Raw genomic sequence first — 15,315 nt, forward strand, 5'->3', positions numbered from 1 at the left:
GGACCTGCCGCAAGCCACCTTCGCCTCGAAGGTCGACCTGGCCGCCGACAAGGTCACCGTGTCGCGCGAAGTCGACGGCGGCATGGAAACGCTGACCCTCACGCTGCCGGCCGTCATCACGACCGACCTGCGCCTGAACGAGCCGCGCTACGTGACGCTGCCGAACATCATGAAGGCCAAGAAGAAGCAGCTCGATACCTTCAAGCCCGAAGACCTGGGCGTGGACGTGAAGCCCCGCCTGAAGACCCTGAAGGTCTCGGAGCCGCCCAAGCGCGGCGCCGGCATCAAGGTGCCCGACGTTGCAGCGCTGGTGGACAAACTGAAGAACGAAGCGAAGGTGATCTGAACATGACCGCACTTGTTATTTCCGAACACGACCACGCCAGCATCAAGCCGGCGACTCTCAACACCGTGACTGCTGCCATCGCTTGCGGCGGTGAAGTGCATGTGCTGGTGGCTGGCGCGAACGCTGCTGAAGCTGCCAAGGCAGCCGCCCAGATCGCAGGCGTGACCAAGGTCATCGCCGCCGACAGCCCCAGCCTCGCCGAGAACCTCGCAGAGAACGTTGCAGCGCAAGTTCTGGCGATTGCCAGCAACTACAGCCACATCCTGTTCCCCTCGACCGCCAACGGCAAGAACGTGGCGCCGCGCGTCGCTGCCAAGCTGGACGTGGCGCAGATCAGCGACATCACCAAGGTCGACAGCCCCGACACCTTCGAGCGTCCGATCTACGCCGGCAACGCCATTGCCACCGTGCAGAGCAGCGATGCCACCAAGGTGATCACCGTGCGCACGACCGGCTTCGACGCAGCTGCTGCTACCGGTGGCAGCGCAACCGTCGAAACGGCCGAAGGCGTTGCAGACAGCGGCAAGAGCAGCTTCGTCGGCCGTGAAGTCACGAAGAGCGAACGCCCCGAACTGACTGCCGCCAAGATCATCGTCTCCGGTGGCCGTGCCCTGGGCAGCGCCGAGAAGTTCACCGAAGTGATGGCGCCTCTCGCCGACAAGCTCAACGCAGGCCTGGGCGCCAGCCGCGCAGCCGTCGACGCAGGCTACGCCCCGAACGACTGGCAAGTGGGCCAGACCGGCAAGATCGTCGCGCCGCAGCTGTACATCGCAGCGGGCATCTCGGGCGCCATCCAGCACTTGGCCGGCATGAAGGACTCCAAGGTCATCGTCGCGATCAACAAGGACGAAGAAGCGCCGATCTTCAGCGTGGCCGACTACGGCCTCGTCGCCGACCTGTTCGTGGCCGTGCCCGAGCTGGTCAAGGCGCTCTGACCGCGTCGCTGCAATGAGCCAGAGGGCATCGTTCGCGATGCCCTTTTCGTATCCGCTGTATCTGGAGACAAGACATGAGCTACACCGCCCCCATCAAGGACATGCTGTTCGACATCGAGCACCTGGCCAACATCGGCGAGATCGCCAAGCTGCCGGGATTCGAAGACGCCGGCCTCGAAACCGCACAGGCCGTGCTCGAGGAATGCGCGCGCTTCAACCAGGACGTGGTCGCGCCGCTGAACGTGGCGGGCGACCGCAATCCCTCGTCGTTCAAGGATGGCGTGGTCACCACCACGCCGGGCTTCAAGGAAGCCTTCGCGCAGTACGTCTCCGGCGGCTGGCAGGGCCTGCAGCATCCGGCGGAGTTCGGCGGCCAGGGCCTTCCCAAGACCATCGGCGCGGCCTGCGGCGAGATGCTCAACTCGGCCAACATGAGCTTCGCGCTGTGCCCGCTGCTGAGCGACGGCGCCATCGAGGCGCTGCTCACGGCCGGTTCCGACGAACTCAAGGCGGTGTACCTTGAGAAGCTGGTGAGCGGCCAGTGGACCGGCACGATGAACCTCACCGAGCCGCAGGCCGGCAGCGACCTCGCCATGGTGCGCAGCCGTGCCGAGCCGCAGCCCGACGGCACCTACAAGGTGTTCGGCACCAAGATCTTCATCACCTACGGTGAGCACGACATGGCCGAGAACATCGTGCACCTGGTGCTCGCCCGCGTGAGCGGCGCGCGCGAGGGTGTGAAGGGCATCAGCCTGTTCGTGGTTCCCAAGTTCATGGTCGGCAAAGACGGCGCGCTGGGCGAGCGCAACGACGTGCACTGCGTGAGCATCGAGCACAAGATGGGCATCAAGGCCTCGCCGACCGCCGTGCTGCAGTACGGCGACCACGGTGGTGCCGTGGGTTACCTCGTGGGCCAGGAAAACCGCGGCCTCGAGTACATGTTCATCATGATGAACTCGGCCCGCTACGCCGTGGGAATGCAGGGCATCGCGATTGCCGAGCGGGCCTACCAGCATGCCGTGGCCTATGCGAAAGACCGCGTGCAGAGCCGCCCGGTCGACGGCTCCATCAACGCCAGCGCGCCCATCATCCATCACCCCGATGTCAAGCGCATGCTGATGACGATGCGCGCCTACACCGAAGGCTGCCGCGCGATGGCCAGCGTGGCCGCCGCCGCCTACGACGCCGCGCACCACAGCGCCGACGCCGATGCGCGCAAGCAGAACCAGGCCTTCTACGAATTCATGGTGCCGCTGGTCAAGGGCTTCAGCACCGAGATTAGCCTGGAAGTGGCCTCGCTCGGGGTGCAGGTGCACGGCGGCATGGGCTTCATCGAGGAAACCGGCGCGGCGCAGTACTACCGCGACGCGAAGATCCTGACGATCTACGAAGGCACCACCGCCATCCAGGCCAACGACCTCGTGGGCCGCAAGACCGCGCGCGACGGCGGCCAGACCGCGAAGGCCATCGCCGCGCAGATCGAGAAGACCGAGGCCGAGCTGGCCAAGAACGACCACCCGGCGGCCGCTGCGGTGCTCAAGCGCCTGACTGCCGCGCGCCTGGCCTTCATCGACGTGGTCGATTTCGTCGCCGGCCAGACCAAGGCCTCGCCCAACGCGGTGTTCTCGGGCAGCGTGCCCTACCTGATGCTCGCGGGCAACCTGGTGGCCGGCTGGCAGCTCGCGCGCTCGCTGATCATTGCGCAGGACCTCGCCTCGCGCAGCTTCGATACCGACTTCATGCTGGCCAAGATCGCCACCGCGCGCTTCTACGCCGAGCACATCCTGAACAAGGTGCCGGGCATTCGCGACAGCATCGTCGACGGCGCCGAGAGCGTCACGGCGCTGGCGCTCGACGCGTTCTGACACAGCCGCCGCTGTCGCCCATCTGACGGGCGCCAGCGGCCTCCTGCTCTTATAAAACCCGACCTACATCCGGAGACAACATGTCCAAGCTCCCTCCTGTCCTCGCGAACCTGCCGCTGCCCATCATTGGCTCGCCGCTGTTCATCATCAGCAACCCCAAGCTCGTGATCGCGCAATGCAAGGCCGGCGTGGTCGGCTCGATGCCCGCGCTCAACGCACGCCCCGCGGCGCAGCTCGAAGAGTGGCTGATCGAGATCACCGAAGAACTCGCGGCCTACAACAAGGCCAACCCGGACAAGCCCGCCGCGCCCTTCGCCATCAACCAGATCGTGCACAAGAGCAACGACCGCCTGGAGCACGACATGGAAATGGTCGTGAAGTACAAGGTGCCGATCGTCATCACCTCGCTGGGCGCGCGCACCGACGTGAACGACGCCGTGCACAGCTACGGCGGCGTGACGCTGCACGACATCATCAACAACAAGTTCGCGCAGAAGGCCATCGAGAAGGGCGCCGACGGCATCATCGCCGTGGCGGCCGGTGCCGGCGGCCATGCGGGCGTGAAGAGCCCGTTCGCGCTGGTGCAGGAAATCCGCCAGTGGTTCGACGGCCCCATCGCGCTGTCGGGTTCCATTGCCACCGGCGGCGCGGTGCTCGCGGCGCAGGCCATGGGTGCGGACTTCGCCTACATCGGCACCGCGTTCATCGCGACCGAGGAAGCGCGTGCGAGCGACGACTACAAGCAGGCCATCGTCGACGGCAACTCGGACGACATCGTCTACTCCAACCTGTTCACCGGTGTGCACGGCAACTACCTGGCGCCCAGCATCGTGGCCGCCGGCATGGACCCCGCGAACCTGCCCGAAGGCGACCTCAAGACCATGAACTTCGCCAGCGGCGAAGGCAGCAAGGCCAAGGCCTGGAAAGACATCTGGGGCTCGGGCCAGGGCATCGGCGCCGTCACCGAAGTGGCCAGCGCCGCGGCCTTCATCGAGAAGCTCAAGCGCGAATACCAGGAAGCAAGGCAACGGTTGGCGCTTTGAGCGCCGTTGCGAGCGGCGCGGCGGCTGCCGTCGCGCCGTCGTCTTCGCTGGGGCGCATGCCGCTGCTCGACGCGGCCAAGGGCATCGCCTGCGCGGTGATCGTCGGACACCATCTTTCGCGCTACGGCCCCATGCCGGCCGGCGCGTACGCGCTCGCGCCCGACCTCTTTGCCTGGCTGGCAGACCAGGGCCGGCTGGCGGTGCAGGTGTTTCTCGTGATCGCCGGCTTCCTCGCGGCGGCCAGCCTCGCGCCCGACGGCATGCTGCGCGGCGAGCGGCCGGTGGCGCGCATCCTGCAGCGCTACGGTCGGCTCGTCATGCCCTACCTGGCCGCGCTCACGGTGTGCGTGCTGGTGGCCGCGGTGGTGCGGCCATGGCTCGACGAAGACATCGTGCCCGCGTCGCCGACCTTCGGGCAGCTGGTGGCGCACGGCCTGCTGCTGCAGGACCTGCTGGGCTACGAGTCGCTGTCGACGGGCGTCTGGTACGTGGCCATCGACTTCCAGCTGTTCGCGCTGGCGCTGGCGCTGGTCGGCCTGCCGACCTTGCTGCAACGCTCGAGCGGCGCCGCGCCGCCGGGCCTGCGGGCGCGCTGGTTGCCGGTGGCGCTGGTGGTCGGCCTGGCGGTGGCCTCGCTGGCGCTCTTCAACCGCAATGCGGGACTGGACGACACCGCGTTCTATTTCTTCGGCACCTACGGCCTCGGCATGCTGGTGTTCTGGATCGGGCGCGCCACGCGCTTCAGCACCTGGCAGAGCGCCATCGCGCTGCTGGGGCTGGTGGGTGCGGGCGCGCTGGCCATCGACTGGCGCAGCCGCATCGCCACCGCGCTGGTCACGGCGCTGCTGCTGGCGGTTGCGCAGCGCCGGCACTGGCTTTCGCCGCCGCACTGGCCTGCGCTGGCCGTGCCGCTGCAGCGTCTGGGGCGCATGTCGTATTCGCTGTTCCTCATTCACTTTCCGGTGCTACTCGCCATGAACGCGGCGGTTGCCAACGCGGGGCCGCACGGTGCGTGGTTCGACGCGGCGGGGCTGGTGGCGACCTTCGGGTTGTCTGTGGTGGCCGCGGCGCTGCTGTACCGCTGGGTGGAAGTGCGGCCAGCGTCGTGGCGTGCGGTGTTCATGCTGTTTGCCGCGCTGCTCGTCAGCGGTCTCGCCGTCTCGCTCTGAACGGCCCGGCGCCCGCTGCGGCGCCGTGACTTGATTTTTCTCAACGGGGCGCTTCAGGGCCCCGCAACGCGCAGTCCCCTGGCTCTTAAAGTGGTTCCGTCTCTTCGGTATGATCGTGGAGATTTCAGTAATTACTGAAAATACACGAAACCAAGGAATGACCAAGCACTCGCCCTCCCGTTCGCCGTTGCGGGCTTTCGCGTCACCCGACGTGGGCGGCGTGGTGCAAGGCGCGGCCGCACTGTTCTGGCTGCCGCAGGCCGCGTTCCTTGCGATGGCGGTTCAGGGGCTGGCGTCTGGCGAAGGCTTTTCAGCCGTGCTGTGGCCGGCCGGCGCGATATTGCTGCTCGGCTTGCTGCGTGCGGGCTGCGAGGCTTGGGGCTCGCGCCGGACCTTCGGCCGCGCCAGGGCGCAGCTCACCGCGCTGCGCGCGCAGACGGCGGCGGCGCTGGCGGGCGCGTCGCCGCTCGACTGCGACCGTGCGCCCTCGGGCCTGGCGGCCAGCGTGGTCGCCGAGCAGGCCGAGGCGCTGGTGCCGTACCTCGTGCGCTACCAGCCGGCGCGCTGGCGCGCGACCGTGGTGCCGCTGTTCATCCTGTGCGGGGTAGCCGCCTTCTCGTGGGTGGCCGCGCTGGTGCTGCTGTTCGCGGCGCCGCTCATTCCGCTTTTCATGGCCATCGTCGGCTGGCGCGCCAAGGCCGCGAGCGAGGCGCAGATGGTGGAGATGGGCGGCATGAACGCGTTCCTGCTCGACCGGCTCCGGGGCTTGGCCACCCTGCGCGCGCTCGGCGCGGTGGACGCCACGGCGCTGCGCCTGGGCGACGCCGCGCAGTCGCTGCGCCGCCGGACCATGGCGGTGCTGCGCATCGCGTTCCTGTCGTCCGCGGTGCTGGAGCTTTTCTCGGCGCTCGGCGTCGCGATGGTGGCGGTGTATGTGGGCTTTCACCTGCTGGGCACACTCGGGTTCGGTGCGTGGGGGCGGCAACTGAGCCTGGGCGAAGGGCTGTTCGTGCTGCTGCTGGCGCCTGCCTTCTTCGAGCCGCTGCGCGAACTGTCGGCTGTCTGGCACGACCGGGCGGCGGGCGAGGCGGCGTTGCAATCGCTCGAACAGCTGCAGCACGAGCGGCTGCCCTTGCCTGGCGCCGGCACCGGCGCCGCGCTGACCCGCATCGCCGCAGGCCCGAAGACGACGCCACCGGCGCTCGTCATTCGCGACCTGCACTTTGCCTGGCCGGGCGAGCCGCAAGAGGTGGTCGACGGGTTCGAACTGCGCATTGCCGCCGGCGAGCATGTCGCGCTGATGGGCCCGAGCGGCTCCGGCAAGACGGCCTTGCTGTCGCTGATCGCGGGCCTGGTCCCGGCACGGCGCGGCGAAATTTCGATCGGCGGCGTGGCACTCGGCGACCGCACCGTGGCTGCCTTGCGCCAGCGCATGGCGTGGCTGGGGCAGGCGCCGCACGTCTTCGCCGGCTCGGTCGCGGCCAACGTGGCGTTGGGGCGCGTGGGCGTCGACACCCCGCAGGTGGCCGCCGCGATGCGCTTCGCCGCGCTCGAAGATGTGGTGCAGGCGCACCCCGGCGTCGCGCTGGGCGAAGGCGGCCAGAGCTTGTCGGGCGGCGAAGCCGTGCGCCTCGCGCTGGCACGCATCGCCGTGCACCGCCACGCCGACCTGCTGCTGGTGGACGAGCCCACGGCCCACCTCGACACCGAGACCGCCGGGCGCGTGGCCGACGCGTTGGTGGCCTTGGCGCGCGGCAAGACATTGATCGTCGCCACACACGACCCGGTGCTTGCCGCGCGCATGCACCGCACGGTGAGCCTGGTCGCTGAAACGATGGAGCAGGCCGCATGAAGACCGCCCCAGCCGCTTCCAACTGGCGCGACCTGCGCCGGGTGCTGCGCCCCTTCCTCGCCGCGCAGCCGCGCCCCTTGCTGCTGGGATGCCTGCTCGCGGCCCTCACGGTGCTCGCCGGCATGGCGTTGCTCGGGCTCTCGGGCTGGTTCATCACCGCGACCGCAATGGCCGGGCTGCACGCCGCCACGGCCTTCACCTTCGATGTGTTCATGCCGTCCGCCGGCATTCGCCTGCTCGCGCTGGGCCGCACGGCGTCGCGTTACGGGGAGCGCCTGGTGACGCACGACGCGAGCTTTGCGGTGCTTGCCGCGCTGCGCGTGCGCCTGTTCCGGGGCTGGGCGAAGGCCGGCGCGGCGCGCGAGCTGCTGATGCGGCCGGCCCGCCTGCTGTTTCGCCTGACCTCGGACATCGACGCGCTCGAGTCGCTCTACCTGCGCCTGTTCGTGCCGGCCGCTGCCGCACTGGGCGCGGCATTGCTCGCCGGCGCGGTGCTGGGCTTCATGCACCTCGGCGTGGGCCTGGCGCTCGGGGGCTGGCTGGTGGCCGTCGGCTGGGGCATCGCCTTTGTCGTGGCACGAAGCGCGCGCCGCCCCGCCGTGCGGCGTGCGCATGCCATCGAGGCGTTGCGCGCACGCGCCGTCGACCTCGTGGCGGGCCAGACCGACCTGGTGATGGCAGGCCGCATCGACGCCCAGCGCGACGCGTTGATGAACGCCGACATGCACCTCGCCAAGGCCGACCTGGCGCTGAACAAGCTGGAAGCCGCGGCCGGCTTCGCATACGGCAGCGCAGGCACCCTGACGCTGGTCGGCGTGCTGCTCGCAGTGGGCGCGCTGGCCGGCGAAGGTGTCATCGGCGCACCGGCTGCCGCGCTCGCGCTGCTGGTCGCACTCACGGCCACCGAACCCTTTGCGGCCTTGCGCCGTGGCGCGCTCGATGCGGGCCGCACATGGCTGGCGGTTCGCCGCCTTGCGCCGCGCATGACCGGCGAGAACGACGCGCAGGACGACCCGCATGACGACGAGCCCGTGCGCCAGGACGAAAGCGCTTTCGCGCTGCGCCTGCAGGGCGTGAGCTTCGCGCACGCCGGCAGCCGCGGCCCGGTGCTCGGCGACGTGTCGCTGAGCCTGGCCCCCGGCGAGCGCGTGGCCCTGATCGGTGCGAGCGGCGCCGGCAAGTCGACGCTCCTGGCCGTCGTTGCCGGTGAAATCACGCCGCACGCCGGCCATGCGCGCGCGGAACTCGCCTGCCTGCTGACCCAGCGCACCGAACTCTTCCAGGACAGCCTGCGCGACAACCTGCGCCTTGCCGACCCCGAAGCCACCGACGAGCAGCTCTACGCCGCACTGCGCGCTGCCGGCCTCGACGCCGACGTGCGCGCCATGAAGGCGGGCCTGGCCACGCGCCTGGGCGAAGGCGGCCTCGGCCTGTCTGGCGGCCAGTCGCGCCGCCTCGCACTGGCCCGCCTGTTGTTGCGCCCGGTGCCGCTGTGGCTGCTCGACGAACCCACCGAAGCGCTCGACGCCGCCACCGCGCACGACGTGCTGCAGCGCCTGGCGCAGCACGCCGGCGCGCGCACCTTGCTCATCGCCACGCACCTGCGCCGCGAGGCCGCGTTGGCCGAGCGCCTCGTGTGCATGGCACAGGGCCGCATCGTGGCCGACCTGCGGCGCGGCAGCGAGGCCTTCGACGCCGCGTTGCGCAACCTGCGCCCCGACTGATTTCAGAGAACAAGAAAACAGGAAATACAAAAGGAAGATCCCATGGACCTCGACATCGTTGCGCTCTCGCGCCTGCAGTTCGCCGTGACGGCGCTGTATCACTTCCTGTTCGTGCCGCTCACGCTCGGGCTCTCGGTCATCCTCGCCATCATGGAGACGGTCTACGTGATGACCGGGCGCGTGATCTGGCGCGACATGACGAAGTTCTGGGGCGTGCTGTTCGGCATCAACTTCGCGATGGGTGTGGCCACCGGCATCGTGATGGAGTTCCAGTTCGGCATGAACTGGAGCTACTACAGCCACTACGTCGGCGACATCTTCGGCGCGCCGCTGGCCATCGAAGGGCTCATGGCTTTCTTCATGGAGGCGACCTTCGTGGGGCTGTTCTTCTTCGGCTGGGACAAGCTCTCCAAGGTGGGGCACCTCACCGCGACCTGGGCCGTGGCCATCGGCTCCAACTTCTCTGCGCTGTGGATCCTCATTGCCAACGGCTGGATGCAGAACCCGGTGGGCGCGGCCTTCAACCCGCAGACCATGCGCATGGAAGTGACCGACTTCGCCGCGGTGCTCACCAACCCGGTGGCGCAGGCCAAGTTCGTGCACACCGTGTCGGCCGGCTATGTGTGCGCGGCCGTGTTCGTGCTCGGCGTGTCGGCGTGGTATTTGCTCAAGGGGCGCCACATCCAGCTGGCCAAGCGCTCGATGACCGTGGCGGCCTCGTTCGGCCTGGCCGCCGCGCTGTCGGTGGCGGTGCTCGGCGACGAAAGCGGCTATCTCTCGGGCGAGCACCAGAAGATGAAGCTGGCCGCCATCGAGGCCATGTGGGAAACCCAGCCCGCGCCCGCCGCCTTCACCGTCATCGGCTTTCCCGACCAGGAGGCGCGCGAGACGCACTACGCCATTCACATTCCGGGCGTGATGGGCCTCATCGGCACGCGCTCGCTCGACACCGTGATGCCCGGCATCGACGAGCTCGTGAAGCGCGCCGAAGCCCGCATCCGCGAAGGCCTCAAGGCCTACGACGCGCTGCAGAAGATCCGCGAGGCCGGCGGAACGGACAAGGTGACGCAGGGCGTGCGCGGCGACTTCGAGGACAACGGCATCAACATGGGCTACGCGCTGCTGCTCAAGCGCTACGTGGACGACCCGCGCACCGCCACCGACGCGCAGATCGCCAAGGCCGCATGGGACACCGTGCCGCAGGTGGCGCCGCTGTTCTGGCTGTTCCGCGTGATGGTGGGCATCGGCATGCTGCTGATCCTGCTGACGGGCACTTTCCTCGTGCTCTCCGCGCGCCGCAAGCTCGACAGCCACCGCTGGTTGCTCCAGCTTGCCGTGCTCGCGATTCCGCTGCCGTGGCTGGCCATCGAGGCCGGCTGGCTGGTGGCGGAGTTCGGCCGCCAGCCCTGGGTGATCGAAGGCGTGCTGCCGACCGCGGTGGCCGTGTCGAACCTGGGCGTGAAAACGCTGCTGCTCACGATCGCGGGCTTCGTCGCCATCTACACCGTGCTGCTCGTCATCGAGCTGAAGCTGATGCTCAAGGCCATCCGCAAGGGACCCGACGCGGAGCATGCGCCCGATGAAGGCGACACGCACTCGCACGTTCCGCCGGCGCATGCAAGCCCAGCTTCAGCTGCCGCCATTTCTGCCGCCGGGAGCGCCGCATGACTCTTCACACACTCCTCGACTACGACACCCTGCGCTTCATCTGGTGGCTGCTGATCGGCGTGCTGCTGGTGGGCTTCGCGGTGACCGACGGCTTCGACCTGGGCAGCGGCATGCTGCTGCCCTTTGCGGCGCGCAACGACATCGAGCGCCGCGTCGTCATCAACAGCGTGGGCCCGGTGTGGGAGGGCAACCAGGTGTGGCTGATCCTGGGCGGCGGCGCCATCTTTGCCGCATGGCCGCAGCTGTACGCGGTGTCGTTCTCGGGCTTCTACCTGGCGATGTTCGTGATTCTCACGGCGCTGATCCTGCGGCCCGTGGCCTTCAAGTTCCGCAGCAAGCGCGAGTCGCCGCAATGGCGCGCGCGCTGGGACTGGGTGCTGTTCTTCAGCGGCTTCGTGCCGGCGCTGATCTGCGGCGTGGCCGTGGGCAACGTGCTGCAGGGGGTGCCGTTCCGCTTCAGCCCCGACATGCACATCTTCTACGACGGCGGCTTCTTCGGCCTGCTGAACCCGTTCGCCATCCTGTGCGGGCTGGTGTCGGTGGCCATGCTCGTGATGCACGGTGCTTCGTGGCTGCTGCTCAAGACGGCGGGGCCGGTCGCCGAGCGTGCGCGCACCTTCGGCATCGTCGCCTCAGTGCTCACCGTTGCGCTGTATGCGCTGGCGGGCGTGCTGCTCGCGACGAGCATCGGCGGCTACCGCATCAGCAGCGTGGTCGATTCGGTGGGCCCGTCCAATCCGATGCTCAAGACCGTCGAGCTGCATGCCGGCGCATGGACCGCCAACTACGCGGCGCACCCCTGGACGCTGGCCGCGCCCGTGCTCGGCTTCGTCGGCGCGCTGGGTGCGTTGCTCGGACTCGTGCTGCGCCGTCCGGTGCTGGCGTTGCTCACCGCGGCGCTCGGCATCGCCGGGATCATCCTGAGCGTGGGCGCGTCGATGTTCCCGTTCATCCTGCCGTCGTCGATCGACCCGCGTGCCAGCCTCACGGTGTGGGACTCGTCGTCGAGCCACCTCACGCTGTTCATCATGCTGGTGGTGACGGCTTTCTTCATTCCCATCATCGTGGCCTACACCAGCTGGGTCTACCACGTGCTGTGGGGCAAAGTCGACGAACAAGCGATCCGCGACGAGAGCGGACACGCGTACTGAACGGAGAAAAAGACATGTGGTACTTCGCCTGGATTCTTGGCCTGCCGCTGGCAGCCGCTTTCGCCGTACTCAACGCCATGTGGTACGAACTGATGGACGACGACGCCGTGCGCAAGGCCAAGTTCGACACGCCCGAGCCCGCGCAAGGGCAGGAGAGGCTCTAGCGTTCGCCCGGGGGGCTTCTCAAGGTTTCTTTTTCGACGCTCCGCCGCCGGTGATGCGGTCCTTGAGCGTCAGCACCTTCGTCACGGTCGCGCCCATCCCCATGAGCTTCATGGCGGTTTCGGGCGCGAGCCGTTGCACGTCGTCGAACCACGTCATCAGCCGGTCGATCAGGTCGTGCATCTCGCGCATGCGCTCCTGCGCGTGGCGCTCGGCGTCGCTCGTCGGCGACTCGAGCAGCGCGTTGCGCAGCATCGAGAGCGTGGGTTCGATCTCGCGGCGGCGGCGTTCCTCGGCCAGCACGCGAAAGATTTCCCACACGTCCGAAGGCGCCTCGAAGTATTCGCGCCGGTCGCCCGCGTGGTGGCGCAGGTGCACCAGGCGCCACGCCTGCAGCTCCTTCAGGCCCATACTGACGTTGGAGCGCGAGAACTCCAGCAGCTCGGCGATCTCGTCGGCATTGAGCGCGCGCTGCGAGAGGAAGAGCAGCGCATAGATCTGCCCGACGGTGCGGTTGATGCCCCACTTGCTGCCCATCTCGCCGAAGTGGGCGACGAACTGGCGGTTGAGGGGAGGGAGTTCGGATGCGGTGGCCATGCGCGAATTGTCGCGCGAGATTGCTGGAGTTCCGGTAGCTTCTGAAAACTCGCGCCGACGCATTCCAGCTCAGTCAGATGGGGCCGCAGGCAGCATCCGCCGCCGGTACGACCCCGGCGCGCCACCGGTCCACGCCTTGAAGGCCCGCTGGAACGCCGCGCTGTCCGCAAAGCCCAGCTCTTCTGCCAGCACCGCGAGCGGCACGGTGCTGGTGTTGAGCCGCACGATGGCCAGGTCGCGCCGCAGCTGGTCCTTCAGCGACTGGAACGACGTGCCTTCGGTCGCCAGGTGCCGCTGCAGCGTGCTCACCGACATGTGCAGCACGTTCGCCGCGGTCGCCAGGTCGGTCCATGCCGGCCGGTGCTGCTGCAGCACCGCGCGCACCCGCGCGCTCACAGCCTGCTCCGCCATGCGCGGCAGGATCACGTTGGCCGGCGACGCGGCCAGGAAGGCCTGCATTTCCTGCGCGTCGCGGTGCACCGGCGTGTCGAGCGCGCCGGCGTCGAACCACACGGCCGACAGCGGCTGGCCGAACTGCAGCGGCCCCGGAAACACCTTGGCGTAGCCGTCGGCATAGGGCGGCAGCGCAAAGCCGAAGTCGAAGCGGCGCGCCACCAGCCGCCCGCCGTGCAGCCAGGCGAACAGCCGCCAGTACACGCGCAGCATCAGCTCGTGCAGAAAGTTCTGGTGCGTGGCCGGCGGGTGGTTCAGCCGCAGCCCGAAGCCTGCGAGCGGGTCTTCGCGCAGCAGCACCAGCGACAGGTCGTCCTGCAGCAGGCCGAAGGTGTGGGCCACGCGGCGCAGCGCCACCCCGAAGGTGCGCGCGCCCAGCGTGGAGCGCGTCATCAGCGCGAAGCTGCCGCAGCGCAGCGGGCGCGACAGGAAACCCAGGGCCTCGTCGTCCATGCGCTGCATCAGCAGCGCGAACAGCGCCACGTACTGCTCGGCCGTGACGCGCGCACCCACCTCGCCCAGCAGCGCGGGCGCGATGCCCGCGTCTTCCAGGGCGGTGTCGATGCACACCGCCGCCGCATCGCCCCGCGCGCGAACGCCCGACAGCATGCCCTGCACGAAGGCAATCGGAATGGTCACTGGCGGTTGCAGCATGTGTCTGTCGATTGACGTTTTCTGCCATGCGATCGAAGCGAAGTGCAATCGCCGGGCAGTGGCCGGATTTCTACCATGCGCCTACACAAGAACGAGATGGAGACAAACCCATGTACCTCACCCAGGGCCTTCACCGGGCCGTGCAGCAACGCCCCGATGCCATTGCCGTGCGCTTTGCCGGCCGCGCACGCAGCTTTCGCGACTTTGCCGACCGCGTGGCGCGCCTGGCCGGCGCGCTGCAGGGGCTCGGCATGCAGACGGGCGACCGCGTCGCCATGCTGTCGCTCAACTCCGACCGATACCTGGAATACCAGATGGCCGTGCCCTGGGGCGGCGGCGTGCTCAACCCCTGCAACATCCGCTGGTCGCCCGCCGAGATTCTCTACTCGCTGGAAGACTCGGGCTCCACCATCATGCTGGTCGACGAGACCTTCCGCGCGGTGGTCGAGCAGATGCGCGGCCAGTCGAAGAGCCTGCGCGAGGTGATCTACTGCGGCGACGGCGCCGTGCCCGCCGGCATGCACGGCTACGAGGCCCTGATCGACACCACGGCGCCGGTGCCCGACGCGGTGCGCCGCGGCGAGGACCTGGCCGGCATCTTCTACACGGGCGGCACCACCGGCTTTCCCAAGGGCGTGATGCTCAGCCACACCAACATCTGCAGCTCGGCGCTGGCCGCGCAAGCCGAGGGCCTGGCCCCGGCCGGCGGCTGCTACCTGCATGCGGCACCCATGTTCCACCTGGCCGACATGGGGCTGGCCACGCCGCACTGGTTCACGGGCAACACGCACGCCATCCTGCCCATGTTCACGCCCGAAGGCGTGCTCGACGCCATCGAGCGCGACCGCGTGACCAGCCTGCTGCTGGTGCCCACCATGATCCAGATGCTGGTCGACCACCCCGCCATGCGCAAGCCGCGCGACCTGAGCAGCCTGAAGGGCATCACCTACGGCGCGTCGCCCATTTCCGAGGCCGTGCTCAACCGCGCCATGGAAGCCTTTCCGGGCGTCGACTTCGTGCAGGCCTACGGCATGACCGAGCTGTCGCCCATCGCCACGCTGCACCCGGCGTTCTTCCACACGGTCGAGGGCCGAAAGACCGGCAAGCTGCGCGCGGCCGGCCGCGCCAGCGTGTGCATGGAAGTGCGCATCGTCGATGCCGACGGCACCGAGGTGCCGCGCGGCACCGTGGGCGAGGTGGCGGTGCGCGGCCCCAACGTGATGCAGGGCTACTGGAACAAGCCCGAGCAGACGGCGGCCGCGCTGCGCGACGGCTGGATGCACACCGGCGACGGCGCCTACATGGACGCCGACGGCTTCATTTTCGTGGTCGACCGGCTGAAGGACATGATCATCAGCGGCGGCGAGAACGTGTACTCCGCCGAGGTCGAGAACGCCATCAACCAGCACCCGGCGGTGGCGGCCTGCGCGGTCATCGGCATTCCCAGCGAGGAGTGGGGCGAGGCCGTGCACGCGGTGCTGGTGCTCAAGGCGGGGCAGGGCATCCGGCCCGAGGAACTGATCGCGCACTGCAAGACGCTGATCGCCAACTACAAATGCCCGCGCAGCGTGGCCGTGACCGACGCACTGCCGCTGTCGGGCGCGGGCAAGGTGCTCAAGACCAGGCTGCGCGAACCGTTCTGGCAGGACCGCCAGCGCAGCGTGGCCTGAGCCGCGGCCGGCAATCGTTTCTTTCA

The 15,315-nt window shown here is 68.7% G+C and carries 13 protein-coding genes; 11 read left to right on the forward strand and 2 right to left on the reverse strand.

Annotated elements, in window-relative coordinates:
* From AC1DJH_RS31170 to cydX, 10 genes are all read left to right on the forward strand, one after another.
* Positions 1 to 346 (forward strand): electron transfer flavoprotein subunit beta/FixA family protein (locus AC1DJH_RS31170; protein WP_478187776.1); only part of this gene is annotated, 346 nt, incomplete at its 5' end.
* Between the two features lie 2 nt (positions 347 to 348).
* Complete coding sequence (locus AC1DJH_RS31175) at positions 349 to 1,281, forward strand: electron transfer flavoprotein subunit alpha/FixB family protein (protein ID WP_478188354.1); 933 nt, start codon at positions 349 to 351, stop codon at positions 1,279 to 1,281.
* A 74-nt stretch (positions 1,282 to 1,355) separates the two neighbouring features.
* On the forward strand, positions 1,356 to 3,146 hold the full coding sequence (locus AC1DJH_RS31180; RefSeq protein WP_478188355.1) for an acyl-CoA dehydrogenase: 1,791 nt from the start codon (positions 1,356 to 1,358) through the stop codon (positions 3,144 to 3,146).
* Between the two features lie 80 nt (positions 3,147 to 3,226).
* Positions 3,227 to 4,189 (forward strand): NAD(P)H-dependent flavin oxidoreductase, encoded by a 963-nt coding sequence (locus AC1DJH_RS31185; RefSeq protein ID WP_435440084.1) that lies wholly within the window; start codon positions 3,227 to 3,229, stop codon positions 4,187 to 4,189.
* Between the two features lie 56 nt (positions 4,190 to 4,245).
* Positions 4,246 to 5,358, forward strand: a complete 1,113-nt coding sequence (locus AC1DJH_RS31190) for an acyltransferase family protein (protein ID WP_472118563.1) — start codon at positions 4,246 to 4,248, stop codon at positions 5,356 to 5,358.
* A 157-nt stretch (positions 5,359 to 5,515) separates the two neighbouring features.
* Entirely contained in the window at positions 5,516 to 7,210 is a 1,695-nt protein-coding gene (gene cydD, locus AC1DJH_RS31195; RefSeq protein ID WP_478188356.1) for a thiol reductant ABC exporter subunit CydD, read from the forward strand.
* A complete protein-coding gene (gene cydC, locus AC1DJH_RS31200; RefSeq protein ID WP_478188357.1) occupies positions 7,207 to 8,934 on the forward strand; it encodes a thiol reductant ABC exporter subunit CydC in 1,728 nt (575 codons plus the stop codon). The genes cydD and cydC overlap by 4 nt, the downstream gene beginning before the upstream one ends.
* Before the next feature lie 42 nt (positions 8,935 to 8,976).
* Entirely contained in the window at positions 8,977 to 10,602 is a 1,626-nt protein-coding gene (locus AC1DJH_RS31205) for a cytochrome ubiquinol oxidase subunit I (RefSeq protein WP_478188358.1), read from the forward strand.
* Positions 10,599 to 11,753 carry a cytochrome d ubiquinol oxidase subunit II gene (cydB, locus tag AC1DJH_RS31210; protein ID WP_472118119.1) on the forward strand — a complete coding sequence of 385 codons (1,155 nt, stop codon included), beginning with the start codon at positions 10,599 to 10,601 and terminating at the stop codon, positions 11,751 to 11,753. Before AC1DJH_RS31205 ends, cydB begins: the two co-directional genes overlap by 4 nt.
* Before the next feature lie 14 nt (positions 11,754 to 11,767).
* The gene (gene cydX / locus AC1DJH_RS31215) at positions 11,768 to 11,917 is read left to right on the forward strand and encodes a cytochrome bd-I oxidase subunit CydX (RefSeq protein ID WP_435442607.1); all 150 of its coding nucleotides are present in this window, start codon (positions 11,768 to 11,770) and stop codon (positions 11,915 to 11,917) included.
* A 19-nt stretch (positions 11,918 to 11,936) separates the two neighbouring features.
* Here cydX and AC1DJH_RS31220 read toward each other — a convergent pair whose 3' ends face one another.
* Positions 11,937 to 12,512 carry a GbsR/MarR family transcriptional regulator gene (locus AC1DJH_RS31220; RefSeq protein WP_472118116.1) on the reverse strand — a complete coding sequence of 192 codons (576 nt, stop codon included), beginning with the start codon at positions 12,510 to 12,512 and terminating at the stop codon, positions 11,937 to 11,939.
* Between the two features lie 69 nt (positions 12,513 to 12,581).
* Entirely contained in the window at positions 12,582 to 13,619 is a 1,038-nt protein-coding gene (locus tag AC1DJH_RS31225; RefSeq protein WP_478188359.1) for an AraC family transcriptional regulator, read from the reverse strand.
* Positions 13,620 to 13,729: 110 nt separating this feature from the next.
* Between AC1DJH_RS31225 and AC1DJH_RS31230 the strand changes: the two genes are divergently transcribed.
* Positions 13,730 to 15,289: a long-chain-fatty-acid--CoA ligase gene (locus AC1DJH_RS31230; protein ID WP_478188360.1), complete on the forward strand. Its 1,560-nt coding sequence runs from the start codon at positions 13,730 to 13,732 to the stop codon at positions 15,287 to 15,289.
* The last annotated feature ends 26 nt before the right edge of the window (positions 15,290 to 15,315 follow it).

The organism is Variovorax sp. 10N412 (genome assembly GCF_056394985.1).